The sequence below is a fragment of the Nocardioides sp. genome (assembly GCF_036405735.1).
Classification (GTDB): Bacteria; Actinomycetota; Actinomycetes; order Propionibacteriales; family Nocardioidaceae; genus Nocardioides.
The window spans coordinates 1-19,757 of the sequence record NZ_DASWXC010000046.1; the positions used below are offsets into that span (position 1 = coordinate 1).

Genomic DNA, 19,757 nt, shown 5'->3' on the forward strand with positions numbered 1-19,757 from the left:
TCCACGCCGTGCTGATCGGGCACCCCGACCTCGCGCCGGCGGCCGCCGCGCAGGTGACCGCCTACCTCAACCACCGCGACGGGCTGAAGGGCAACGGCCCCGACCTCGACCCGGGCTGGGTCGGCGACGTCCGCTACACCGAGCAGGCGCTCCGCAACGACCAGCACCGGGCGGCGCTCGAGGCGCGCATCGCCGAGCAGCGGGCCGAGCTCGAGGCGGCGCAGCGGCAGGCCAAGAGCATCCGCGGGCGGCTGAAGAAGCTGCGCGACCGGCTGAAGGGTCTGGGCCAGTGACCGCGCGCGCCACGCTTGCCCGCGACAGTGCCGGCGGCGCCGAGCTGGTGATCTTCCGATGCCCTGGCTGCGACGACAATCACCGGATCTCCGTCGGAACGTGGACGTTCAACGGCGACCTCGAGCGCCCGACCTTCTCGCCCTCCGTACTCGTGAGCGGCGTGCAGTGGGATGAGGGCTCCGGATTCCGCAAGCCGAGCCACGCCGGCGTCGCGCCTGGCGCGCCGATCGTCTGCCACTCGTACGTGACCGACGGGCGGATCCAGTTCCTCGGCGACTGCACGCACGTCCTCGCCGGGCAGACCGTCGACCTGCCGGAGTGGTCGGCATGAGGCTCGTGCAGGCCAACCTGGGCCGCAACGTGAGCGAGGCCGAGTTCCTCCGCAACTTCGACGCGCTGCTCGAGCGGGGCGGCAGGCGCGCCGTCTACGCGCTGCAGGAGATCGACGAGGCCGACGCCCCCGAAGAGATGGACCTCATCCAGCAGCGGGTCCGGCTCACCCATCACGTCATCGGCGACCACACCGCGGTCCCGATCCTCGTGCCGCACCACCTCGCCCTGTTCTCCGTCCACCTTGAGCCGGCCTGCAAGGGCCTCGCGAAGTTCACCCCGAACCGGGTGGTCACCGAGGCCGTGATCCAGCTGGGCAAGCACTTCGCGCCGGCGGTCCTGAACACCCATCTGCCGCGCCTCCCCGTCGGTGTGACCGACGAGATCCGCGAGCAGCTCGAGGAGCGGCGCCGCGACGTACGCCAGGCGCTCCGGACGCGCGCGAAGGAGCACCACGCCGGCGTCTGGCTGGCTGACACGAACACGCACCGCGGCTGGCCGACCATCGTGCGCGGCGAGAAGACGGTCACCGACGCCGGGATCGACAAGGCCAAGGCGTGGGCCCCCGAACGCCGGCGCGTGATCGTCACCGACCGCTGGACGCTCAACCTGACCATCGACGGCCACAACGCCCACGGCGCCCGCGTCGTGTGGCCGAAGGCGGCCTGATCCATGAGGCGCCACCTCGAGGCCGCCTGGTTCACGGCCCGCTGCCTGGGCTTCGCCCTCACCCGCCGACCGATCGAGTTCTTCACCCAAGCCGTCTTGGGGCACTCGCCCCTCAACCCCAAGGAGTAGACGATGACCCTGCTGCAGCGCATCGCGCGCAATCCCGTCGCTATCGTCGGCCTCGGCACTGCCCTCTACGGCGTGCTCGTGGCCTTCGGCGTCCTCGAGCTCACGCCAGCGCAGACGGGGTCGCTCACGACCCTCGCCGGTGCGGTGTTCTTCGCACTCCGGTGGTTCGTGACCCCGGCAGCCGAGGTCATCGTCCAGCGGCCCCCGGACACGCAGATGCCGATCGCCGGCCCGGCAGCCAGCGTCGCGACTGGCACGCCCGTGAACGTGGCCCTCACCCCGCTGCCCAAGCACTACGGCCAGGAGGACTGAGATGAGCCTCGTCGTCCTGGGCAACCGCCACGCCCACCAGAGCCTCGACAACGGCCAGACCTTCGAGGCCCTCCCCAAGGGCAAGCGCGCCACCACGATCGAGATCCCCGAGGACTACACCCTCGCGCAGGCCTTCCTCGCGATCACCGACGCCGGCGGCGTCTGGGCCTCTCACGTCCACCAGGTCAAGGGCGAGACCCCGCCGCCGGCGTGGGTGGCGTCCGACGACCCGGCCCTGGCCACCCTGATCGCCGGCCACTACGGCGGCATCGAGATCCGCGACCTCGAGGAGAACTGACCATGCTGACCAATGCCGGCCGCGACTTCGTGGCCAAGCAGATCGCCGGCGCCGCCAGCGCCACCGCGGTGGCCAAGTTCGTCGCGATCACCGCGAACAGCACCGCTCCCGCGGCCGGTGACACCTCGCTGACCGGCGAGATCACCACCGCCGGCGGTGGCCTCGTGCGGCAGACCGGCGTCTACGCCCACACCACCGGCACCGCGACGTTCACCGTGACGTCGACGTTCACCGCCAACGGCACCGACAGCCTCCCCGTGACGATCGCCAAGCGCGGGATCTTCGACCAGTTCGCGGTCGGCGGCACGCTGGTCTACGAGGCCCTGGTCAGCCCGACCGCTGTCATGGCCGCGAGTGGCGACAGCCTCGTGCTGACCGACACCGTCACGATCAGCTGAGCGCATGAGCGTCCTCGGCGCGATCGCGTACGACCCGGCGACCGCCGTCAGCAAGGCGACGACGGCGGCGCTGGCGATGACCGCGATCGACACCACGAACCTGCGGCTCACCGTCACCATCCCGGCCAGTGGGCGGGTTTGGGTCGAGCTGCAGGGCACACTGCATGGCGCGGCGACGTTCCCCCAGATTCTGCTGGGCGCGCTCGAGGGCAGCACGGTGCGAGCTCGAGCGAGCGCGGCAGGCCTCCTGCAGGGCAACGCGGCTGCGACGTCGATGCTGACTGTGGTGGCCATGATCCCGATCACCGGCCTCACCCCTGGCAACAGCATCACCCTCGACGCGGCGTACGGCGTGGAGACCCTCGTCGCGTCGACCGGCCTGAAGTACGGCGGCCCGAACAACGCCACCGCCAACGACGCCTTCGGGGCGTTCATCTTCGCCATCCACGACCTTTAGGCCAGTGGCATGAGCGACACGATGCTGCTCCACGCCCGCAAGCACCAGGGGAAGCCACCGCGCACCCCCTCGGCGACCCGAGCCGCCGCCACCCTCGTCGACGAGAAGACCGCGAGCACCACCACCGCACAGACTGCGGCGCTCAGCATCACCACGGTCGCGCTCGCGGTCGACGACCAGATCGTCCTCAAGCGCGTCCGAGAGGGCGGAACCGCCTCCGGCACCTGGGCAGACCCATCCGGCGGCGGCCTCGTCTGGTCGCGCCGAGCGCAAGTCTTCACCGCCAGCCGCACCCAGGCGGAGATCTGGACAAGCTCGCGGGTCACCGTCGCCGGCGCGATCACCGTCGACACCGGCAGCACCACCGTCACGCAGCACAAGAGCGCGGTCGTAGAAGCCCACCGCGGCGCCGACACCTTCGACGGCACCCAGCGCGTCCTCGAGCTCGTCGGCTCCGGGCTGCCCGACTTCCATCTCCTCAGCACAAGCCTCGACCAGGCGGGCCTCACATGGGCCATCGGCGACTGGGCCGCCGTCACTCCCGGCACCACCACCTACTACGCCGGCGCCACCGTGCAGCTCGACCACGACCGATCGACCGGCAACTACGTTGCACACTACCTCCGCCAGGTCGCTCCTCTTGCTGGCCCGCAGCGGCTCGGCGAGCGCACCGGCGCCGCCGGCCAGACCTGGTCGCTGGTCGCCCTCGAGGTCCCAGGCGGCAACGTCTCGAGCGGCACGTCGTACCCGCGCGGCACGAGCGAGTCGACGACCACGGCCGATTCGACCGCCAGGACCCTCTCGCTGCCCCGTGCAGCCGCGGAGAGCACCGGCACGGTCGACACCAGCGGCAGCGTCGTGGCACGCGCCAGGAGCGCGAGCGAGTCCACCACAACTGCGGATGCCATCGCGAGGACCAGCAGCCGGCCCCGCGCGACCGTCGAGACGACCACGACCGTCGACGCCACGGCGGCCGCCGTCACTCGGATCATCAACCGCTCCACAAGCGAGTCGACGTCAACGTCGGACGCGACCGCCCGCACGCACACACAGGCTCGGGCTGCAGCAGAGTCGACCACGACCGCCGATCAGACCGCCAGGACCACGTCCCGGTCCCGCACAGCAACGGAGACGACGTCGACGGGCGACACGAGCGGCCGGACTGTGGCGCGCACCAGGGCGGCCGCCGAGACCACGTCGACGTCGGACTCCACAACACCGGCCACCACCGGGCAGATCGTGCGCGGCACCACCGAGTCCACCACCACGGCGGACGCCGTCACCAGGACCACCGCCGCAGCCCGCGCGGCCGCCGAGAGCACGTCGTCGGCAGACGCCAGCACCCGGACAGTGGCTCGCGCCCGGGCTGCGACGGAGACCACCGCGACCTCCGACGCGGCCGCCGGCGTACGCACCGGCGCCGCGCGGATCCGCTCCACGTCCGAGACCACCACGACCACCGACTCGACGACCCCCTCGACGACCGGACAGCAGATCCGCGGCACCAGCGAGACGACGTCGACGAGCGACCAGGCGGCCAGACGCACCAGCCGGCCACGCACGGCCGCCGAGACAACCACGTCCGCGGACACCAGTGCCCGGCGCGCAACCGCTGGCCGGGTGCAGCTCGAGGCGATCGCCACCGCAGACCTCGCGATCCGGGCACTCACCACCGCCCGCCTGCAACTCGAGCAGCTGGCCACCGTCGACGTCGCGGTCGCCACCCCGGGCGCACCACCGACACCGATGGCCCTGGTCGTCGGCCAGCCCCGGCCGGCTCGCTACGTCACAGCAGCGGCCACCCCTGCAGCCGGCATCAGCCCAGGCGCCCCAGCAGCGCCCAACCCCACCGCCGGCCCGGCCCGCGCCGGCCGCTACACCATCGGAGGCCCCTTGTGACGAACGCCGGCGACGACAGCACCCGCACTGTTCCCGTCATCGACAACGAGGGCGGCACCCTCGCTCTCCCGTCGATCGTCATGGCACGGAACAGCGATGGCGACGAAGTCGAGATCACTGCTTCGTGGGCGACCCCGGTCGCGCCGATCCCAGACCGGGAGGACGGGGCGACGTTCCGGGACATCGACGTCCCCCTCGTGAGCGTGCCGCGCGGCCTCTGGGGCTTCCGCCTGGTAGTTGACGGCGGGGAGGACGTCTTCCTCTTCAACGAGGTCCTCCAGTAGCCCACCATCTCGACCACGTTCCGCCTCACAGAACGGATCCCCATGGCCTACACCACCGCCCAGCTCCTCTCGGCTCTCCTGATGGTCGACGGTCGTGCCGTCGAGGGCGGACCTGCCGTCGAACTGCCGCCGAACGCGCGGCTGCTGCTCGACGTGCTCGTCGAGGGTGCGGAGCCATCCGACCTGCTCGGCGACCTCGCCCAGGCGGTCGCGGATGCTCAGGCGGCGCGCGACGGTGCGGTCGCGATCGCCGGCCCAGTTGACGCGACCGTCGAGGCGCTCGTCAAGAACACGGGCGGGGTCGGCCCCCTCACGCAGGCGGCCCTTTCGGCCACGATTGCCGCAGCGGTCCCCGACATCGTTGACGCCGAGCTCGGGCCGCGCTACTCCCTGCTGGCGTCCGGCTCGTCACAGGCGGCAGGCGTCGGCACCACCACGCCATCGACAGACAACTACCCCACCGTCACGGCCGGCGCGCTCGGCGGCACCCTCTCCGTCACGGTCGGGCTCACCAACGGCGGCGTGTCCGGCGACAACACCGCCCAGATGCTCGCCGCCCTCCCTGCGCTGCTCGCCACACACCGCCCGAACGTCGTGCTGATCGAGGTCTCGGTCAACGACGTCAAGGCCACCGCAGCCCTGACCACGGACCAGACGGTTACCAACATCTTCCGCATGGCCGCCCTGGCGCGCCTCGCCGGAGCCGAGCCCGTCATTGTCACCGGAGCCCTGTTCCACCCCGGCTTCGCCACCCTCTTCCCCGGCCTGAGCACCGACTTCACCGACGCCACGCACCGCAACTTCGTCGCCGCGATCCGAGCCGTGAAGACCCGCGCCGCAACCCTCGGCATCCGCGTGGCCGACACCTACGAGGTGCTCCGCTACAAGTCATGGCTGCCCTCGGACGGCCTGCACTACACCACCGGAGCCGCCGCAGACGTGGCCTCGGCAATCGCCAACCGCATCATGGGCGTCGACCCTCTGCCGCCCGCGGGAACGCTGATCTTCGCCTACACCTTCGGTGTCATCGGCGGCGAGTGGAGCACCATCGGCGGCGGCACGTGGACCGCAGACGGGACGGCGTACTCGTCCACCGACACCGCCAACTCCATGCTGGTCGTGGACTCGGGCGGCACCGGCCAGAGCCTCACCGTCGACCTGACGTGGGCCTCCGGTGTCGCTGACGGCGCGATCGTGTGCCGCAACGACGGCACCGCGAACGCAGGCTACGTCGCCGGGGTCTACCCCAACGGCGGCAACACCGACTTCCGGCTCTACCGCCTCGGCTCCGGTGGCTCGCTCACCCTGCTCAAGTCGGCCGCCTCAGTCCCGATCACCGGAAACGCCTGTCAGATCCAGCTCAACTGCACCTCGGATGCGGTCATGGCGTGGCTCGACGGCGTGCCGTACCTCTCGACCTGGGACTCCACCTCCCTGTCGGGCACACGCGCTGGCCTCCGTCACGGCACCAACGCGGCCGTGAGGTTCGACAACGCCACCATGCGCCGCTGACCTATCAGCCCGGAAGGCCCCGCCCCGGCCCCTTGCTTCGGTGAGGGGCCGGGGCGTACTTTCGTTGGTCCGGGCACACAGCGGCCCCGCCAGCGACGGCAATCGCGGACGGGGCCTTGCCACCACACCTGAAGCACCAGGAGCAGTGACCATGCACGACGCTACCCTCGCGACCCCTCTGCCGACCAAGCAGGCACACCTCTACGCCGCGATGTTCCTCGCCCGCTACGCCGGACCCACCCGGGAGCTCTACGGCATCCGGATGCGGCTCTACCTCCAGTGGTGCGAGCAGCACGACCTCGACCCCATCACCGGCATCACCCGCTCGCACCTCGAGCTCTTCGCACGCCACCTCGAGGACGACCGCCACAACGGCCCCGGCTCCGTCGCCGGATGGCTCACCACCCTGAAGATGTTCTACCGCCTCCTCGCCGTCGACCAGGTCATCCCCGTCAGCCCGGCCGAGTACGTCCGGATGCCGAAGGTGTACGTCGACGACACCCGCATCGCGGGGCTCACCCGCAACGAGCTCGCCGCGTTCGTGCTCGCCGCCCGCGGCCTCACCCCGGACCACTCCGCCCTCGCGACCCTCCTCGGGCTGTGCGGCCTCCGCGTCTCTGAAGCGTGCGGCGTGCAGGTCGGCGACTTCTCCGACTACGAGCGCGGCCACCGCGTCCTCCGCCTGGTCGGGAAGGGCGGCAAGCCCGCCACCATCCCCATCCCGCCCGCCGTGTTCCGCGAGCTCGACCGCGCCGCTGAGGGCCGCACCGGCCACCTGCTCCGCATGACCGACGGCATCACCCCGATGCACCGCAAGGCCGCCGCGCGCCGCGTCCAGGTGATCGCCAACGCGGCCGGCATCACCCGCCACGTCTGGCCCCACCTGCTCCGCCACTCCTACGTCACCGCGGCCCTCGACGCCGGCGTGCCCCTCCGCGACGTACAGATCGCAGCCCGGCACTCCGACCCGCGCACCACCACCCGCTACGACCGTGCGCGCGGGCAGCTCGACCGGCACGCCAACCACACCGTCGCCGCATTCATCGCCGGCGGCGCCTGACAGTTGCGACAGCGCCCCACCCTCGCGCTGGAGGGTGGGGCGCTTCGTGATGTCACCGGGGCCTTGTGGAACTGAAGGGCCTTCAGGCCCGAACGCGCGTCCGTTCCCACACACTCGAGCCTGCCGCGTTCGTAGCACGCACCTTGCACGACGCCGACCGGACGCGGAGGACCGCGCGCGTGCCACCGACCGTCTTCACCGACCTGCCACAACGCACCGCGTACGACTCCGCGCCCGCGGCCGCCCGCCACGCCACCCGGATCCGCGCGCCGCGCTGCACCGCCCGGATCCCCCGCGGCGCAGCCGGCTTTGCCATCGGCGACGGGACAGGCTTCGCGGCAGGCGACGGGGCCGTCTGCTGGAGAGACGGCACAGGAACCGCGGTGGGCTCGGGGGTGGGCTCTTGTGCCGTCGGCTCGGTGAGCGCGGTGAGCGCCTGAACGAAGGTGGTGGCGAGCTTCTGCTGCCCCACGGTGTTCGGGTGCAGGTTGTCGGTGGTGTCCGCCTGCGTCCAGCCGGCCGGGTTCGTGGCCACGACGGTGCTCTCACCGGTGGCCAACTCCGCCGCCAGGCCGGGCAGGGCCGCGTTCCAGGCGTTCACCCCGGCCACCCAGGACTGCGGCACCGCCCCCAGCACGACGCCGGCCGACGGATCCACGGCACGGATCTGCCTGACGACCTCGACCGTGTCCGCGCGCAGGCTGGCGACGTCACCACCGCTGAACCGCAGGTCGTTCACCCCCAACGCGAGCACGACGACGTCGGCACCCCCGGTCATGAGCTCCGCAATCGACGGCGCCTGCTCCGACGGCCACCAGGCCTGCTCCCACATGGCCTTCCCCCACCGCGCGGCGTGGTCCTGGTCGAACCCGGCGTCGGCGTACGACCCACCCCACACCTGGCCGGGCTGGTCCCCGGAGTGGGTGCCGGTGTACGGGCCGACGAAGTCCACCCCACGGCCGGCGCCCGCGAGCTCCTGCCAGGCGAAGTAGCGCCACGTGAAGTCGCCGTTGGAGCCCTGGGTGACCGAGTCCCCCACGATCAGCACGCGGGTCGGCTCGGCGGCGTGCGCCGGCGACGGGTGAGCGGAGCAGGCAGTGAAGCCGAGCACGAAGAGCACAGCGAGAGCGAAGCGGCGGCGAGGACCCGAGTAGAACGTCATGACGTTAGTATGTACATCTGTCTTTACAGACGTCAATACGCTTGCGAGACTGGTGCCATGGCCTCCCTCACTGATGTCAATACGTCCGCTAGCGTCACGCCTGTGGCGAAGCCGAAGATGGTCATGCGCTCGCTGCGCGTGCCCGAGAAGTTGTGGGACGCCGCGAAGGCGAAGGCAGAGGCGCAGGACCTGAATGTGTCCGACGTCGTGCGGGAGTTGCTCTCTGACTGGGTCTCTGGCGACGACAAAGAGTGACTGTCAGTCCGCTCCCCTACGGTCCTCGTCATGCAAAAGCTCACCGACGACGAGAAGGCCATCCTCGACTTCGAGGGCGGCGGCTGGTGGAAGCACGCCGGCGCGAAGGAGCAGGCCATCCGCGAGCGGTTCGACTGGTCGGCCACCCGCTACTTCCAGGTCCTTAACGCGCTCATCGACAAGCCGGCCGCGCTCGAGCACGACCCGCTCCTGGTGCGCCGACTGGTCCGTTTGCGTGACCAGCGGGCCCACCAGCGCAGCCTTCGGCGTCTCAGCATGCAGCCATGAGGCGCCGTCGATCTACGCGGACGTTCACGCAGGTCAAGGAGCGCCTAAAGTCGTTGGCGGGCTGACGCTCAGCCGCGGGCGCTGACCCACGGCACGACCTCCATCCACGGCTCCTTGCCGGTCCGCACCAGCACGCAGTCGAGCAGCCCCTTGAGGACCTCACGCCGTGCCTGGACCGGCAGCTCCTCCCAGCGCTCGAGCAGCACCTCCGCCGCGGCGATCGCATCGATCGCGCCGCGGCGTTGCTGTGCCGAGAGCGCCTCGATCGAGTGCTTCACGGTCGCCGCCCGCTCCTCGAGCTCAGCACGCGATCGCGCGTACACGTGCTCGGGCAGCGGGTTCTCCGAGTGCGACACCGCGAGCCGGACGAGCGCCTCCTCGAGGCGGACACCCTCGCGGGTCAGCCGCGCGAGCTCGACCTCAGTGAGGGTGCGACGCGAGTCGACGACGGCCTTGGCGTCGATGCGCTGCTCGTGCCGGTCGACCAGGTCCCGCACGTGGGCCATCACCTCGGCCTCGACCCGCCAGGACGCGACGTACCCGGCGGGGCCTTTCCCGACCTCGGGGCAGCGCTTGCACCGCCACGACAGCCGCACGCCCTTCGTGGAGTACTTCTTCCCGCGCCGGCGGTCGAACTTCGTGCGCCCCTCCTCGCGGTAGGCGACCATGACGAACCCGCACCGCGCGCACCGCACCAACCCGGAGAGCAGGTAGCCGGAGTGCTCGGCACGCGGCGGGACCTTGCGGCGTGCGACCCGGGCGTCCTGGTAGGCCTGCCAGAGGTTCGCGTCGATGAGCGCCTCGTGGGCGCCGCGGTGCAGCTGGTCGTGGTAGCGGAACATGCCGGCGGCGAAGCCGTTGTCCAGGAGCCTGCGCAGCGTCGCGTCAGACCACGGGTTGCCGGCCATCGACCTCCAGCCACGGACGTTGAGCCACTGCACAAGCTGGCCGATGGATTCGCCGGCGACGTAGCGGCGGTAGAGGTCGGCCAGGAGCGGCCCCTGCTCGGGGTGCGGCTTGTGCAGCTTGTCAGCGGAGTCGTAGACGTACCCGAAGCGGGCCTTGCCCGAGTGCGGTCGCCCCGCCCGAATCCGGGAGCCGTGGGCTTCCTTCCAGACCTCGCCGATGCGCTCGGCCTCGAAGGCGTTCATTTCTGCGACCATGCCGCGCGCGAACCGGCCCGCCGAGGTGGTGGTGTCGAACTGCTCGGTGGCCGACTCGAGCACCCCGCCGGCGACGTCGACGCGGTCGAGCGCGACCGCCCACCGCAGCCGGTGCCGGGCGGCGCGGGAGAATTTCCACACCACGATGCCGTCGTACGTGCCGTCCTCGACCGCGGCCACGGCGTCGTCGAGGCGGCGCCACCACGACGACCGCTTCTGCGAGCCGGACTCGTCGAGGCCCTCGATGACGTCAGCAAGGACGTACCCGCGCGCAGCGCAGTAGTCCCGGATCGCGGTCTCCTGAATCTCCGGGGACACCATCCCGGTGCGTTCCTTCGACACCCGGATCACCCCGAGCACGCGACGCGGCTGGTCGGGTACCGACGACAGCGGTCGGCGGGTCACCCTTCGCCCATCTGGATGTCCACCAACTCCCAGTTAGTGCCCTCGGAGTCTCGTGGCTTCACCACGCACACGTAGTGGTTGCGGATCTTCGCACCGAAACTGTTCTCGGCGTCGACGTCTCCCTCCACTGTCCACTGGTTGGCGTCCTGTGTGGTCGTGGTGTTCTGGTAGTCGGCCGTCGACGGTGCCTTGAGGCGCTTCTCGACGAACTGCTTGCAGACGTCCTGCGCCCCGTACTTGTCAGGCTCGCTGGGTTGAGCCGAGCACGCGCCGAGCAGCGCGACGGTGGCCGCGACGGTGATGAACGTGATCCTCATGCGGGTGGTGCCTCCTCGTGTAGTCGTCGGAGCAGGTACTCCCGCTCCCCCGTCGTGCAGAACCTGAGTCGATCAGTCAGCGTCGCCAGGTCCACATGCAGCTCGGCCGCCGCCGGCTCGACATGACCCTGCGCCCAGATGAGGGCGTCGCCGACCTCGACGATCGACGGCAGCAACTCGGCAGCTGACAGCTTCCGAACCTTGATTTCTTCCTTGCGAGCTAGGCCCATCGGGACGGGACCCCGCTCAACATGAAGGCACTCATGCATGATCGTCGATCGTCGTTCGGCCCAGTCGAGGTCGTCACGCAGCGACACCTCGAAGGTGTCGAAGTCGGTGAAGCCCATGTCGCCTCCAGAGTGGCGGACTAGCTGCCACGCGGTGTGCTCTCGGAATCGTCGCCACGGATGTACCCCCATGCGCCGGGACCGTAGAGACGGCGTACGACAGTCAGTCCGTCGAGCGCGCTGCCCGGCCCGGGAAGCGCCGTATCTCTTCGCCCTTGTCGAAGGGCGTCACGTTGTCCGGGCCCGAGCCCGGATCCTTGGTGGCGGCGGTGTCTCCACCGTGCTCACCCCCTGCCTTCATCCGACGCAGCACTTCGGCTGCGAGGTCCTCATCGCTCACGGAGGTGAGGGACGGTGACGTCGGACCTGGCTCCTCGCGACCCTCGAGTAAGGCGTACACCTGCTCGAGTTCCCAGCCGACGAGGTCTGCAGCAGCTGCCATCGTGTCCGGCCCTACTCCAGATTCGCCTCGCTCGAGCGCCTGCACTTGACGTGCTGAGCGTCCGATCTGCGCGGCGAACACCTCGCGGTTGGAGAAGCCGGCGCTGATGCGCGCCGCCCGGATCGCACGTCCAAGTCGCTGGCGTGCTGCCAGGTCGTAGTTCACAGCGGGGAACCTCTCAGGAAGAGACCGGAAGAGTCCAGAAGCACTTTGAAGAGACTCTAAGCCCGAAAGCCGGAAGAACACGCGTGTAAGGCAGCCGCCGACACGCCGTCTGACCTGCGACTTTCTGTTTTCTTCCGATCCCCTCTTGCTAGTTCCGAAATCCTCTTCTAGTCTCTTCCGCATGGCAGAGAAGAAGAGCAAGGTGACCCGCCACAACGGCGCGGCCATCCGGGCGTTCCGGATCAAGGACGGGCTCAAGCCGGGCCCCTTCGCCACCAAGGCGCTGATGTCCTACTCGACGCTCGACAACATCGAGAACGAGCGCAAAGAGGCCTCGCTCGAGGCGCTCTACCGCATCGCGAACGCGCTCAACGTCCCGGTCGAAGCGATCGTCCGTGACCCCGCGACCTTGGTCGTCCAGCAGCAGTCCGCAGACCTGGTGTCGGCGTGATGCGCACCGAGGAGCAGGGCGTCGACCTCGCCGCCGCGGCGCTGGCCAACGCGCTCGCCACCTGCGAGCAGATGACGCCCCGCGAGCAGGCCCAGGCGGCCTGGACACCTGACGGGCCGTCCGTCGACGAGCTCGAAGACCGGATCCGCGAGCACCGCGGCCTCACGCCGCTCCACCGCGGCACCGCCGCCTGACACACCCCGCACAAGCCGGGGGCCCGGCTCCCCACCGCTGAGTCACCAGGCCCCACGAACTGAGGAGATTCTAGTGAACCCCATCGGCAACCGTCGACGGACGCACGACGAAGTCGTCGCAGTCCTCGCCGAGCGGTCCGCCTACATCGCCAGCGGCTGCGTCGTCTGGCTCGGACCGCTCACCAACGCCGGCTACGGCCGCATGACCTGGCTCGACGACACCGGCACCATCCAGCGCGGCGCCCACCGAGTCGCCTACACCGTGCTCGTCGACGCCATCCCGACCGGCAAGGTCATCGACCACACCTGCCGGGTCCGGCACTGCATCCGCCCCCAGCACCTGGACGTCGTCACGCACCGCGAGAACGTCCTGCGCTCTCCGATCGCGCCGGCCGCCCTCAACCTGGCCAAGACCCACTGCCCCCGGAACCACCCTTACACCCCGGAGAACACCTACCGACAGCGTGACGGTGGGCGCCTCTGCCGCACCTGCCAGCTCACGCGTCGCGACCGTCAGGCGGTGTCGGCATGACCGCCCTCGACGCCCCGGTGCGCGCGACTGCCGCGGTCGGCTACAAGGCCGTCGTCGACCACTTCGTTGAGCACGGCCTCCCCGCACCTGAGTCCATCGAGCTCCGCGACGGCGGCATGCGGGTCTGGCTGATCTTCGGCAAGAACGAGTGGCTCGACACCCTCCACGTCGACGACGAGGTCGTCGTCCCGATCGTCGGCACCGACCTCGAGCGCGTGCACGCCTCCGGCCGGCTCCCCGGCCTGTTGGGCCAGGTGAAGGTCGAGCTGCGCTACACCCGCCGCGCCGAGATGCCCGCGATGCAGGCGGTGTCGGCATGAACGGCTACGACCTGGCTGGCGGCCTGCTCGGCGTCACCGCCGCGGTGACGTGGCTGCCGTCGCGGATCCAGCGGGCCCGCGCCCGACGTCGCGCCGCACTGCTGGCACGCACCGCCGAGGAGCGCGAGTACGGCGACGCGCTCTACGTCTCCCAGCCCGTGCCGTCGCACCGCAAGGCCCCGAGGAGCTCGCGATGATCGTGATCGACACCTACACGGAGTCCCGCCTCGACGCCGCGATCTCGCGCGGCTTCGACCCGCACGACCCCGACATGCACACCGAGGGACCGCCGCTCGACGACGTGTGGCAGGGCTACGTCGACGCCGCGGCCGCCGACGCGAAGGCCCGCCGTGCCGACGTCGCCGCCCAGGCGCAGCTCGAGGTGGCGTCATGACGATCGCGATCGCCCCGGCCACCCGGTCCTACCCCGACGACGAAGAGGTTGAGGTCGGTGCCTGCACCGGCTGCCTGGACCTGCTCGAGGTCGTCGAGCTCACCGACTGCGGCACCCACACGCTCTGCCCGTCCTGCCTCGCGACGTCGCCCTGCAGCGCCTGCCAGTGGCTGCGGCACGACCACGCCGCCGACCTGGCCGAGCAGGCCGCGTACGACGCCTGGCGCGACGCGCAGGCACAGGAGGACCTCCGATGACCGCCCCGCTCCACGCCCGCGACATCCGCGGCAAGGGCCGCTACTACGGGTCGTGCGGCCGCGAGGGCTGCCCCCTCGAGCGCGCCACCGGTGACGGCCTCATGTCCGTCACCAACGCGCAGTCCGTGATCGCCAAGCCCGCCCTCGTGCCGGCGGCCGCGAAGGCCACCGCGGCCGCGGCGTGGGACCGGCTACCGCTCATGGTCGCGACCTCGCGCCAGGACCCGGATGGCCCGTGCGCCAGGGCACGGGTCGCCGACCGGTGTGGCCACTGCCGGTTCTGCGTGACCGCCGCCATCAAGGCCGAGCACAAGAACGAGTGGGAGAAGGCCGCCGACCTCGGCGACCGCGTCCACCGCCACGCACACGCGCACGTGCTCAACGAGCCGCTGCCCTACGACCCCGACGTCGAGCCGTTCGTACACCAGCACCTGCTGTTCCTCGACCGGTGGCGCATCGACCTCGACAAGCACGTCGAGGCCGCCGAGACCACGGTCGTGTCGTGGAAGCACGAGTACGCCGGCACCGGTGACCTGTGGCTCCATCTGCCGCTGGCGTACGACGAGGCCACCGGCAAGACGACCTTCACGTCGTGGTCGCGTCGCAAGCTCTGGCTGATCGACGGGAAGAGCAGCCTCAAGAAGGCCGCGAACGTCGTGTACGCCGACCAGCCGCTGCAGCTCGCAGGGTTGCGGTTCGCCGACGAGGCGGTGCTCCCCGACGAGACAGTGGTCAAGGTCCCGAAGTTCGAGGGCGCCGCGATCCTCAACTGGCGGCCGACCGCGCACGCGTTCATCCCGCAGCCGTCGGGCCGGGACGTGCACAAGGCGTTCGTCGCGGCGGTGACGCTGCAGCGGCTGTTCCACAGCCAGGACGTGAAGGCGTGGGAGCAGGTCGACGCTCCGGTCGTCGACGAGCCGGCGCGGAAGGCCTCGTGATGGTCGCCTACCTCGCCACATTCCACGGTCGCACACGCAACGTGCTCAGCGTGCGCCACGGTCGCGACGCCTCCGTCGAGATCGCCGTGCCCGAAGGCACTGAGCCCCTCGAGCACATCGCCAGGGAGATCGCGCGCGAGCTCGACCTCATGCGGTTCGAGGTCGAGATCGGCGACGAGGGCGGTTACATCCGCCTGCTCGGCGACGACGGCCCCGGCATCGCCTTCTCCCTCGCTCCCATCGACACGAAGGACGACTGACATGCCCATCATCACCACCCAGCGCCGCATGGCCGAGCAGGGCCGGATCCGCCTCGGCGCCAAGATCACCGGCACCCGCCAGGACGGCTCCACCTACACCCGCCCCGGCAAGCTCGAGCGGTTCCGCTTCACCAGCCCCTCCGAGCGCCTCATCACCGAGATCGCCGCCCAGTACGGCGGCGAGGCGCGGCCGTGGGACAACGACGGCAAGGCCGAGTTCGAGGTCCTCTCCGAGGCCGCCGCCATCCCCGTCATCGTCGTCAAGGGCGGCTTCTCCCAGTGGCACGAGTTCTGGACCAAGGGCGGCTGCCAGCACCGCTGCGACGGCGAGAAGGACGTTGCCGGGAACTACTGCGACCCGCAGGACCCCAACCACCTCGCCGCGATCGACAAGCCCACCACCCGCCTCTCGGTGATGCTGTCGGAGATCGAGTCCCTCGGCGTGTGGCGGATGGAGTCGAAGGGCTGGAACGCCGCCGCCGAGCTCCCCTCGATGGCCGAGCTCGCGATGCACGTCGGCGACCTGGTCCCGGCCACCCTCGGTCTCGCCGAGAGGTCGTCGATCATCCAGACCGACAAGGGCCCGCAGACCTCGCGCTACGTCGTGCCGTTCCTCGACCTGCACGTCACCAAGCAGCGGCTCGTCGAGATCGTCGGCGGCAAGGACGGCGCGCCGGCGCTCGAGGGCGCCAGCACCGGCCCGGCTGCGATCGAGGCGCCGAAGCAGGAGCAGCCCGCCGAGGCGCCGCAGGTTGTCATCCCGACGCCCGAGCAGATCGCCGCCGCCGACCTCACTGCGTTGCGCCAGATGGTGGCGTACCTCCACCAGCACGACCTCGACGAGCACCCCGCGAAGAAGGCCGCGCTCGACCGGATCGTGGCCCTCGAGGCCGACTCGGTGAAGAAGGACTGGGACGCCGCCGAGGCCGAGAGCGTCGCGACCGAGACCGTGGGTCCGGACGCCGACCAGGTGTGGGACGACATCCTCAAGGCCGGCGGTCAGCGCGGCATGACGCTCCCGGACATCGAGCAGGACGTCGCCGGGTTCCTCAACGGCGGCGACGTCGACGGCCCGAACAAGGTCAGCGAGGCGTCCGGCGAGGAGCTGCAGGCGTACCTCAACATCCTCGTGGAGCGTGCCGCATGACCGGCGGCCTGCGTCCTAGCGACGTCATCACCTACACCTCCGACCGTGCCGCGCGCGGCGAGCGTGACGCCTACTGGTGCCTCGAAGGACTGGCTGTCGTCGACGACGAGGGACGTGCCTTCGACACCTTCTGGGGCAGCGGCACCGAACGGCACCTCCTCACGGAGACCGAGCGCGCCACCGCGAAGTTCGTGTTCAACCTCGCGGAGTTCGACGAGCTCGACCGGTGGCGCCCTGACATCGAGAAGTGGATGAGTTACGCGCCGGACGACCGCGGCCGCGTGACCAGCCAGCACCGACTGGAGCAGCGGTTGTACGTCCGGAAGGGCGCGAAGCCGGCGCGCGAGGTCATGATCGAGAACGCCCGCGCGAAGGTCGCGGAGGCCGAGGCCGACGCCGCCCACGCGCAGAGGATGTTGCTCCTGGCGCAGGAGGACCTCGCCGCGCTGGTCGCGGCGCCAGACGACTGCGTCTGTCGCCCCGCGTGGTGCGTCAAGGCGGACTGCCCTTCGTGCGCTCCGGCCAACGACTGGCGGAAGTGCTCGGCGCTCCCTGCTCGACTCGGGGGTGCGGCATGACCGCCTCGAAGTGGGCCGGCTGGGACATGCTCGGCTTCGACCTGGAGACCACCGGCGTCGACGTCTTCGGCGACCGCATCGTCACCGCCGCCCTCGTCGCGATCTGGGCCGACGGCACCAAGCGGCACCTCACCTCCTACGTCGTCGACCCCGGCATCGACATCCCCGAGGGCGCCGCCGCGGTGCACGGCTACACCCGCCAGCGCGCGATCGCCGAAGCCACCCACACCGACCCCTCGCAGGCTCTCTTCGAGATCTCCGGGCGGCTGGCCACCGCGATGGGCCGCGGCATCCCGATCGTCGGGGCGAACCTCTCCTACGACCTGACGCTCCTCGAGACGGAGAACCGGCGCCTCGAGGTCCCCACCCTCGTCGACCGGATGAGTGGCCACTCGAAGATCCAGCCGGTCGTCGACGTGATGGTCCTCGACAAGCACGCCGACCCCTACCGCAAGGGAGGCCGGAAGCTCGAGCAGCTGTGCACGACCTACGGCGTACGGCTCGACGACGCCCACGACTCCGGCGCCGACGCCCTCGCGGCGTGCCTGCTGTGGCCGGCGATCATGACCAAGCACGCCCGGAAGTTCCCCGGCATGACCCTCGCGGCGCTGCACCAGGCGCAGGTCGGCTGGAAGCGGCAGCAGATGGACGGCCTGCGGGAGTACTTCGACAAGAAGGGCACCGAGCACGATGGGTGCTGCGGCTCCTGGCCCCTGCACACCGACCGATGCTGCGGCCCGCGAGTGGGGGTGCCGGCATGAGCAGCCCGATCAAGGTCATCACGGCAGGCACCCGCAAGGGCAGCATGGTCGTCATCGAGGACCGTGTCTCCGCGGGGCCGGTAGTCGCGCGGTGCGACTGCGGGAACGTCGTCCGCTGGCGGCTGAGCCAGTGGTCGAAGCGCGACGCGTGCACGGACTGCCGCGGGACAACCCACCACGTCATCAGCGCAGGCATGCGATTCGGGCGCCTGGTCCTCGTCGAGCAGGTGGAGTCCTCTCCTGACGGGCACTCCCGCTGGCGCTCCGACTGCGACTGCGGCGCCTCCACTGTCGTGATCGGGACGAATGCACGCCAGGGCATCACCCTCTCGTGTGGGTGCCTGCAGCGCGAGCTCGCCGCTGAGCGGATGACCACCCACGGCATGCGGTACACCCCCGAGTGGGCCATCTGGCGGGGCATGGTCAGCCGCTGCCACAACCCCAACGACACCGGCTTCCACAAGTACGGCGGCCGCGGGATCACCGTGTGTCAGCGGTGGCGTGACTCGTTCGCCGCCTTCTACGAGGACATGGGTCCGCGGCCGGAGGGGCTGTCGATCGACCGCGTCGACAACGACGGTCCGTACTCGCCGGAGAACTGCCGGTGGGCGACCGCCGCTGAGCAGCGCGCGAACCAGCGTCCGCGTACGACCACTGGGGGTGACCGATGACCACGACCGCCGCTGTCACCGCGGCCGAGGCCGTGCTCGACACGATCGACATGCTCCTCGGAGCCGTCGACGTCGACCTTGCCTTGGCGCGCGACGTTCAGGCTGACCTCATCCTCGCCGCTGGCGTCGACGACGCGATCGCGTCCATCCGCGCCGACCGGCCCGGGTTCGCCCGCTTCCAGCTGGAGGCCGCCCGCCTCCGGGCGCAGCACGTGCTCGACGGCGGCGACCTGGCAGGCGGCGACATGGCAGGCGCTGCCCGGTGAGCGCGCACGGCATGAGTGAGGCGGGCGGGCTGCGGGTGGCCCTGGAGGCGCTGGCTGACGGGTGGGATGTCTGCGACGAACACGGCAACCCGCTGCGCGAGGGAAGCCTGAGCGAGGCCGCCGATGAGCTTCGCGCACTCCTCGCCTCTCGCCCAGTCCCCGAGGCTGACCCCACGGCAGGCGAGCGATGTGCGTGCGGGCACGACGTCGAGGATCATGGCCGCTCCGGCTGCGGCTACATCGTGTGCGACTGCCCCACCACCCCGGACGCCGGGGACGCAATCAAGGGTGACTTCGATGGAGCCGTGGGTGCGCTGGCAGAGATTCTGAACATCCCTGCCCCCGGTGATCCAGGCACCGGAGACGTGGAACACCGACCGGGAGCCGTCTTCGACGAAGGCACCGACGGCGAGCAATGGGCGTGCGCCTGCGGCTGGGCAGGTGCCGACTTTGGTGCACATGTCGCCGACCTGCTCGCCGATCGGAAGACCGAGTGGCGCAGGGGGTGGAACGACGGTGAGGCCGAGGGGCAGCGCGGCATCATTCGTCAGATCCACGAGGCCGTCGCACACCTCAACCCGCCCGACACTGGCATGGGCGTGTTCGACCTCGTCGAGTGGTCGCTGGCCAAGGCACGCGCCGAGGCCGGGGAGCAGATGACCGAGTGGGGCATCCGGGTCGACTACCCGAACGCCCCACACCTCGACGGCTTCACCAGCCCCGTCCCCTCCGAGGCCCACGCCGACCGCAACATCGCAGCCGACCGCCCCGGCACACGCGTCACCAAGGTCCGCCGCCAGGTCACCCCCTGGGAGGACGCATGACCCGCGCCGTCCTCGCCCTCGTCGTCATCGCGGCGATC

Annotated in this window: 34 protein-coding genes; 29 read left to right on the forward strand and 5 right to left on the reverse strand. The window is 70.6% G+C overall.

Annotated elements, in window-relative coordinates; translation table 11 throughout:
- The 12 genes from VGE38_RS06860 to VGE38_RS06915 all read left to right on the forward strand — a co-directional run.
- Positions 1–293 (forward strand): hypothetical protein (locus VGE38_RS06860; RefSeq protein ID WP_331141786.1); only part of this gene is annotated, 293 nt, incomplete at its 5' end.
- Positions 290–625: a ubiquitination-like system serine protease family protein gene (locus tag VGE38_RS06865; protein ID WP_331141787.1), complete on the forward strand. Its 336-nt coding sequence runs from the start codon at positions 290–292 to the stop codon at positions 623–625. The genes VGE38_RS06860 and VGE38_RS06865, both read left to right, overlap by 4 nt.
- A complete protein-coding gene (locus VGE38_RS06870) occupies positions 622–1,293 on the forward strand; it encodes a hypothetical protein (protein WP_331141788.1) in 672 nt (223 codons plus the stop codon). Before VGE38_RS06865 ends, VGE38_RS06870 begins: the two co-directional genes overlap by 4 nt.
- Positions 1,294–1,296: 3 nt before the next feature.
- Complete coding sequence (locus tag VGE38_RS06875; RefSeq protein ID WP_331141789.1) at positions 1,297–1,422, forward strand: hypothetical protein; 126 nt, start codon at positions 1,297–1,299, stop codon at positions 1,420–1,422.
- A 3-nt stretch (positions 1,423–1,425) separates the two neighbouring features.
- Positions 1,426–1,734, forward strand: coding sequence for a hypothetical protein (locus tag VGE38_RS06880; RefSeq protein ID WP_331141790.1), 309 nt, complete (start codon positions 1,426–1,428; stop codon positions 1,732–1,734).
- A gap of 1 nt (position 1,735) precedes the next feature.
- Positions 1,736–2,032 carry a hypothetical protein gene (locus VGE38_RS06885; protein WP_331141791.1) on the forward strand — a complete coding sequence of 99 codons (297 nt, stop codon included), beginning with the start codon at positions 1,736–1,738 and terminating at the stop codon, positions 2,030–2,032.
- A gap of 2 nt (positions 2,033–2,034) precedes the next feature.
- Positions 2,035–2,430: a hypothetical protein gene (locus VGE38_RS06890; protein WP_331141792.1), complete on the forward strand. Its 396-nt coding sequence runs from the start codon at positions 2,035–2,037 to the stop codon at positions 2,428–2,430.
- Positions 2,431–2,434: 4 nt separating this feature from the next.
- A complete protein-coding gene (locus VGE38_RS06895; RefSeq protein ID WP_331141793.1) occupies positions 2,435–2,887 on the forward strand; it encodes a hypothetical protein in 453 nt (150 codons plus the stop codon).
- 9 nt (positions 2,888–2,896) lie between these two features.
- Positions 2,897–4,786: a hypothetical protein gene (locus VGE38_RS06900; RefSeq protein WP_331141794.1), complete on the forward strand. Its 1,890-nt coding sequence runs from the start codon at positions 2,897–2,899 to the stop codon at positions 4,784–4,786.
- Positions 4,783–5,070: a hypothetical protein gene (locus VGE38_RS06905; protein ID WP_331141795.1), complete on the forward strand. Its 288-nt coding sequence runs from the start codon at positions 4,783–4,785 to the stop codon at positions 5,068–5,070. The genes VGE38_RS06900 and VGE38_RS06905 overlap by 4 nt, the downstream gene beginning before the upstream one ends.
- Before the next feature lie 42 nt (positions 5,071–5,112).
- On the forward strand, positions 5,113–6,582 hold the full coding sequence (locus VGE38_RS06910; protein ID WP_331141796.1) for an SGNH/GDSL hydrolase family protein: 1,470 nt from the start codon (positions 5,113–5,115) through the stop codon (positions 6,580–6,582).
- A 151-nt stretch (positions 6,583–6,733) separates the two neighbouring features.
- On the forward strand, positions 6,734–7,642 hold the full coding sequence (locus VGE38_RS06915; RefSeq protein WP_331141797.1) for a tyrosine-type recombinase/integrase: 909 nt from the start codon (positions 6,734–6,736) through the stop codon (positions 7,640–7,642).
- Positions 7,643–7,724: 82 nt separating this feature from the next.
- Here VGE38_RS06915 and VGE38_RS06920 read toward each other — a convergent pair whose 3' ends face one another.
- The gene (locus VGE38_RS06920; protein ID WP_331141798.1) at positions 7,725–8,804 is read right to left on the reverse strand and encodes a GDSL-type esterase/lipase family protein; all 1,080 of its coding nucleotides are present in this window, start codon (positions 8,802–8,804) and stop codon (positions 7,725–7,727) included.
- A gap of 102 nt (positions 8,805–8,906) precedes the next feature.
- On the opposite strand from VGE38_RS06920, the gene VGE38_RS06925 reads away from it, so the two are divergent.
- Positions 8,907–9,059, forward strand: coding sequence for a hypothetical protein (locus tag VGE38_RS06925; protein WP_331141799.1), 153 nt, complete (start codon positions 8,907–8,909; stop codon positions 9,057–9,059).
- Positions 9,060–9,089: 30 nt separating this feature from the next.
- Positions 9,090–9,347, forward strand: coding sequence for a DUF3263 domain-containing protein (locus VGE38_RS06930; RefSeq protein WP_331141800.1), 258 nt, complete (start codon positions 9,090–9,092; stop codon positions 9,345–9,347).
- 68 nt (positions 9,348–9,415) lie between these two features.
- On the opposite strand, the gene VGE38_RS06935 is transcribed toward VGE38_RS06930, so the two are convergent.
- The 4 genes from VGE38_RS06935 to VGE38_RS06950 all read right to left on the reverse strand — a co-directional run bounded on the left by VGE38_RS06935 (position 9,416) and on the right by VGE38_RS06950 (position 12,126).
- A complete protein-coding gene (locus VGE38_RS06935; RefSeq protein WP_331141801.1) occupies positions 9,416–10,915 on the reverse strand; it encodes a recombinase family protein in 1,500 nt (499 codons plus the stop codon).
- Entirely contained in the window at positions 10,912–11,232 is a 321-nt protein-coding gene (locus VGE38_RS06940; protein WP_331141802.1) for a hypothetical protein, read from the reverse strand. Before VGE38_RS06940 ends, VGE38_RS06935 begins: the two co-directional genes overlap by 4 nt.
- Positions 11,229–11,579, reverse strand: a complete 351-nt coding sequence (locus VGE38_RS06945; protein WP_331141803.1) for a hypothetical protein — start codon at positions 11,577–11,579, stop codon at positions 11,229–11,231. Before VGE38_RS06945 ends, VGE38_RS06940 begins: the two co-directional genes overlap by 4 nt.
- A gap of 103 nt (positions 11,580–11,682) precedes the next feature.
- Positions 11,683–12,126 (reverse strand): helix-turn-helix domain-containing protein, encoded by a 444-nt coding sequence (locus VGE38_RS06950; RefSeq protein ID WP_331141804.1) that lies wholly within the window; start codon positions 12,124–12,126, stop codon positions 11,683–11,685.
- A 181-nt stretch (positions 12,127–12,307) separates the two neighbouring features.
- On the opposite strand from VGE38_RS06950, the gene VGE38_RS06955 reads away from it, so the two are divergent.
- The 15 genes from VGE38_RS06955 to VGE38_RS07025 all read left to right on the forward strand — a co-directional run bounded on the left by VGE38_RS06955 (position 12,308) and on the right by VGE38_RS07025 (position 19,719).
- Positions 12,308–12,577: a helix-turn-helix domain-containing protein gene (locus VGE38_RS06955; RefSeq protein WP_331141805.1), complete on the forward strand. Its 270-nt coding sequence runs from the start codon at positions 12,308–12,310 to the stop codon at positions 12,575–12,577.
- On the forward strand, positions 12,577–12,771 hold the full coding sequence (locus VGE38_RS06960; protein ID WP_331141806.1) for a hypothetical protein: 195 nt from the start codon (positions 12,577–12,579) through the stop codon (positions 12,769–12,771). Before VGE38_RS06955 ends, VGE38_RS06960 begins: the two co-directional genes overlap by 1 nt.
- A gap of 73 nt (positions 12,772–12,844) precedes the next feature.
- Positions 12,845–13,303 carry an HNH endonuclease signature motif containing protein gene (locus VGE38_RS06965; protein ID WP_331141807.1) on the forward strand — a complete coding sequence of 153 codons (459 nt, stop codon included), beginning with the start codon at positions 12,845–12,847 and terminating at the stop codon, positions 13,301–13,303.
- Positions 13,300–13,623 carry a hypothetical protein gene (locus tag VGE38_RS06970; RefSeq protein WP_331141808.1) on the forward strand — a complete coding sequence of 108 codons (324 nt, stop codon included), beginning with the start codon at positions 13,300–13,302 and terminating at the stop codon, positions 13,621–13,623. The genes VGE38_RS06965 and VGE38_RS06970 overlap by 4 nt, the downstream gene beginning before the upstream one ends.
- On the forward strand, positions 13,620–13,820 hold the full coding sequence (locus VGE38_RS06975) for a hypothetical protein (RefSeq protein ID WP_331141809.1): 201 nt from the start codon (positions 13,620–13,622) through the stop codon (positions 13,818–13,820). The genes VGE38_RS06970 and VGE38_RS06975 overlap by 4 nt, the downstream gene beginning before the upstream one ends.
- Complete coding sequence (locus VGE38_RS06980; RefSeq protein WP_331141810.1) at positions 13,817–14,017, forward strand: hypothetical protein; 201 nt, start codon at positions 13,817–13,819, stop codon at positions 14,015–14,017. Before VGE38_RS06975 ends, VGE38_RS06980 begins: the two co-directional genes overlap by 4 nt.
- Positions 14,014–14,274 carry a hypothetical protein gene (locus VGE38_RS06985; protein WP_331141811.1) on the forward strand — a complete coding sequence of 87 codons (261 nt, stop codon included), beginning with the start codon at positions 14,014–14,016 and terminating at the stop codon, positions 14,272–14,274. Before VGE38_RS06980 ends, VGE38_RS06985 begins: the two co-directional genes overlap by 4 nt.
- Complete coding sequence (locus tag VGE38_RS06990) at positions 14,271–15,212, forward strand: hypothetical protein (RefSeq protein WP_331141812.1); 942 nt, start codon at positions 14,271–14,273, stop codon at positions 15,210–15,212. The genes VGE38_RS06985 and VGE38_RS06990 overlap by 4 nt, the downstream gene beginning before the upstream one ends.
- Complete coding sequence (locus VGE38_RS06995; protein ID WP_331141813.1) at positions 15,209–15,472, forward strand: hypothetical protein; 264 nt, start codon at positions 15,209–15,211, stop codon at positions 15,470–15,472. Before VGE38_RS06990 ends, VGE38_RS06995 begins: the two co-directional genes overlap by 4 nt.
- A gap of 1 nt (position 15,473) precedes the next feature.
- Positions 15,474–16,619 (forward strand): recombination directionality factor, encoded by a 1,146-nt coding sequence (locus VGE38_RS07000; protein WP_331141814.1) that lies wholly within the window; start codon positions 15,474–15,476, stop codon positions 16,617–16,619.
- Positions 16,616–17,197, forward strand: coding sequence for a hypothetical protein (locus VGE38_RS07005; RefSeq protein WP_331141815.1), 582 nt, complete (start codon positions 16,616–16,618; stop codon positions 17,195–17,197). Before VGE38_RS07000 ends, VGE38_RS07005 begins: the two co-directional genes overlap by 4 nt.
- Positions 17,194–17,958, forward strand: a complete 765-nt coding sequence (locus VGE38_RS07010) for an exonuclease domain-containing protein (protein WP_331141816.1) — start codon at positions 17,194–17,196, stop codon at positions 17,956–17,958. Before VGE38_RS07005 ends, VGE38_RS07010 begins: the two co-directional genes overlap by 4 nt.
- Entirely contained in the window at positions 17,955–18,629 is a 675-nt protein-coding gene (locus VGE38_RS07015) for a hypothetical protein (RefSeq protein ID WP_331141817.1), read from the forward strand. Before VGE38_RS07010 ends, VGE38_RS07015 begins: the two co-directional genes overlap by 4 nt.
- Entirely contained in the window at positions 18,626–18,895 is a 270-nt protein-coding gene (locus VGE38_RS07020) for a hypothetical protein (RefSeq protein ID WP_331141818.1), read from the forward strand. Before VGE38_RS07015 ends, VGE38_RS07020 begins: the two co-directional genes overlap by 4 nt.
- Positions 18,892–19,719 carry a hypothetical protein gene (locus tag VGE38_RS07025; RefSeq protein WP_331141819.1) on the forward strand — a complete coding sequence of 276 codons (828 nt, stop codon included), beginning with the start codon at positions 18,892–18,894 and terminating at the stop codon, positions 19,717–19,719. Before VGE38_RS07020 ends, VGE38_RS07025 begins: the two co-directional genes overlap by 4 nt.
- Positions 19,720–19,757: the final 38 nt, after the last annotated feature.

Excerpts from the sequence above, each read along its gene's own strand:
- VGE38_RS06870 (WP_331141788.1), top strand. The coding sequence starts at position 622 with ATGAGGCTCGTGCAGGCCAACCTGGGCCGCAACGTGAGCGAGGCCGAG.
- VGE38_RS06875 (WP_331141789.1), top strand. The coding sequence starts at position 1,297 with ATGAGGCGCCACCTCGAGGCCGCCTGGTTCACGGCCCGCTGCCTGGGC.
- VGE38_RS06880 (WP_331141790.1), top strand. The coding sequence starts at position 1,426 with ATGACCCTGCTGCAGCGCATCGCGCGCAATCCCGTCGCTATCGTCGGC.
- VGE38_RS06885 (WP_331141791.1), top strand. The coding sequence starts at position 1,736 with ATGAGCCTCGTCGTCCTGGGCAACCGCCACGCCCACCAGAGCCTCGAC.
- VGE38_RS06890 (WP_331141792.1), top strand. The coding sequence starts at position 2,035 with ATGCTGACCAATGCCGGCCGCGACTTCGTGGCCAAGCAGATCGCCGGC.
- VGE38_RS06895 (WP_331141793.1), top strand. The coding sequence starts at position 2,435 with ATGAGCGTCCTCGGCGCGATCGCGTACGACCCGGCGACCGCCGTCAGC.
- VGE38_RS06900 (WP_331141794.1), top strand. The coding sequence starts at position 2,897 with ATGAGCGACACGATGCTGCTCCACGCCCGCAAGCACCAGGGGAAGCCA.
- VGE38_RS06910 (WP_331141796.1), top strand. The coding sequence starts at position 5,113 with ATGGCCTACACCACCGCCCAGCTCCTCTCGGCTCTCCTGATGGTCGAC.
- VGE38_RS06915 (WP_331141797.1), top strand. The coding sequence starts at position 6,734 with ATGCACGACGCTACCCTCGCGACCCCTCTGCCGACCAAGCAGGCACAC.
- VGE38_RS06920 (WP_331141798.1), bottom strand. The coding sequence starts at position 8,804 with ATGACGTTCTACTCGGGTCCTCGCCGCCGCTTCGCTCTCGCTGTGCTC.
- VGE38_RS06930 (WP_331141800.1), top strand. The coding sequence starts at position 9,090 with ATGCAAAAGCTCACCGACGACGAGAAGGCCATCCTCGACTTCGAGGGC.
- VGE38_RS06940 (WP_331141802.1), bottom strand. The coding sequence starts at position 11,232 with ATGAGGATCACGTTCATCACCGTCGCGGCCACCGTCGCGCTGCTCGGC.
- VGE38_RS06945 (WP_331141803.1), bottom strand. The coding sequence starts at position 11,579 with ATGGGCTTCACCGACTTCGACACCTTCGAGGTGTCGCTGCGTGACGAC.
- VGE38_RS06955 (WP_331141805.1), top strand. The coding sequence starts at position 12,308 with ATGGCAGAGAAGAAGAGCAAGGTGACCCGCCACAACGGCGCGGCCATC.
- VGE38_RS06960 (WP_331141806.1), top strand. The coding sequence starts at position 12,577 with ATGCGCACCGAGGAGCAGGGCGTCGACCTCGCCGCCGCGGCGCTGGCC.
- VGE38_RS06970 (WP_331141808.1), top strand. The coding sequence starts at position 13,300 with ATGACCGCCCTCGACGCCCCGGTGCGCGCGACTGCCGCGGTCGGCTAC.
- VGE38_RS06975 (WP_331141809.1), top strand. The coding sequence starts at position 13,620 with ATGAACGGCTACGACCTGGCTGGCGGCCTGCTCGGCGTCACCGCCGCG.
- VGE38_RS06980 (WP_331141810.1), top strand. The coding sequence starts at position 13,817 with ATGATCGTGATCGACACCTACACGGAGTCCCGCCTCGACGCCGCGATC.
- VGE38_RS06985 (WP_331141811.1), top strand. The coding sequence starts at position 14,014 with ATGACGATCGCGATCGCCCCGGCCACCCGGTCCTACCCCGACGACGAA.
- VGE38_RS06990 (WP_331141812.1), top strand. The coding sequence starts at position 14,271 with ATGACCGCCCCGCTCCACGCCCGCGACATCCGCGGCAAGGGCCGCTAC.
- VGE38_RS07000 (WP_331141814.1), top strand. The coding sequence starts at position 15,474 with ATGCCCATCATCACCACCCAGCGCCGCATGGCCGAGCAGGGCCGGATC.
- VGE38_RS07005 (WP_331141815.1), top strand. The coding sequence starts at position 16,616 with ATGACCGGCGGCCTGCGTCCTAGCGACGTCATCACCTACACCTCCGAC.
- VGE38_RS07010 (WP_331141816.1), top strand. The coding sequence starts at position 17,194 with ATGACCGCCTCGAAGTGGGCCGGCTGGGACATGCTCGGCTTCGACCTG.
- VGE38_RS07015 (WP_331141817.1), top strand. The coding sequence starts at position 17,955 with ATGAGCAGCCCGATCAAGGTCATCACGGCAGGCACCCGCAAGGGCAGC.
- VGE38_RS07020 (WP_331141818.1), top strand. The coding sequence starts at position 18,626 with ATGACCACGACCGCCGCTGTCACCGCGGCCGAGGCCGTGCTCGACACG.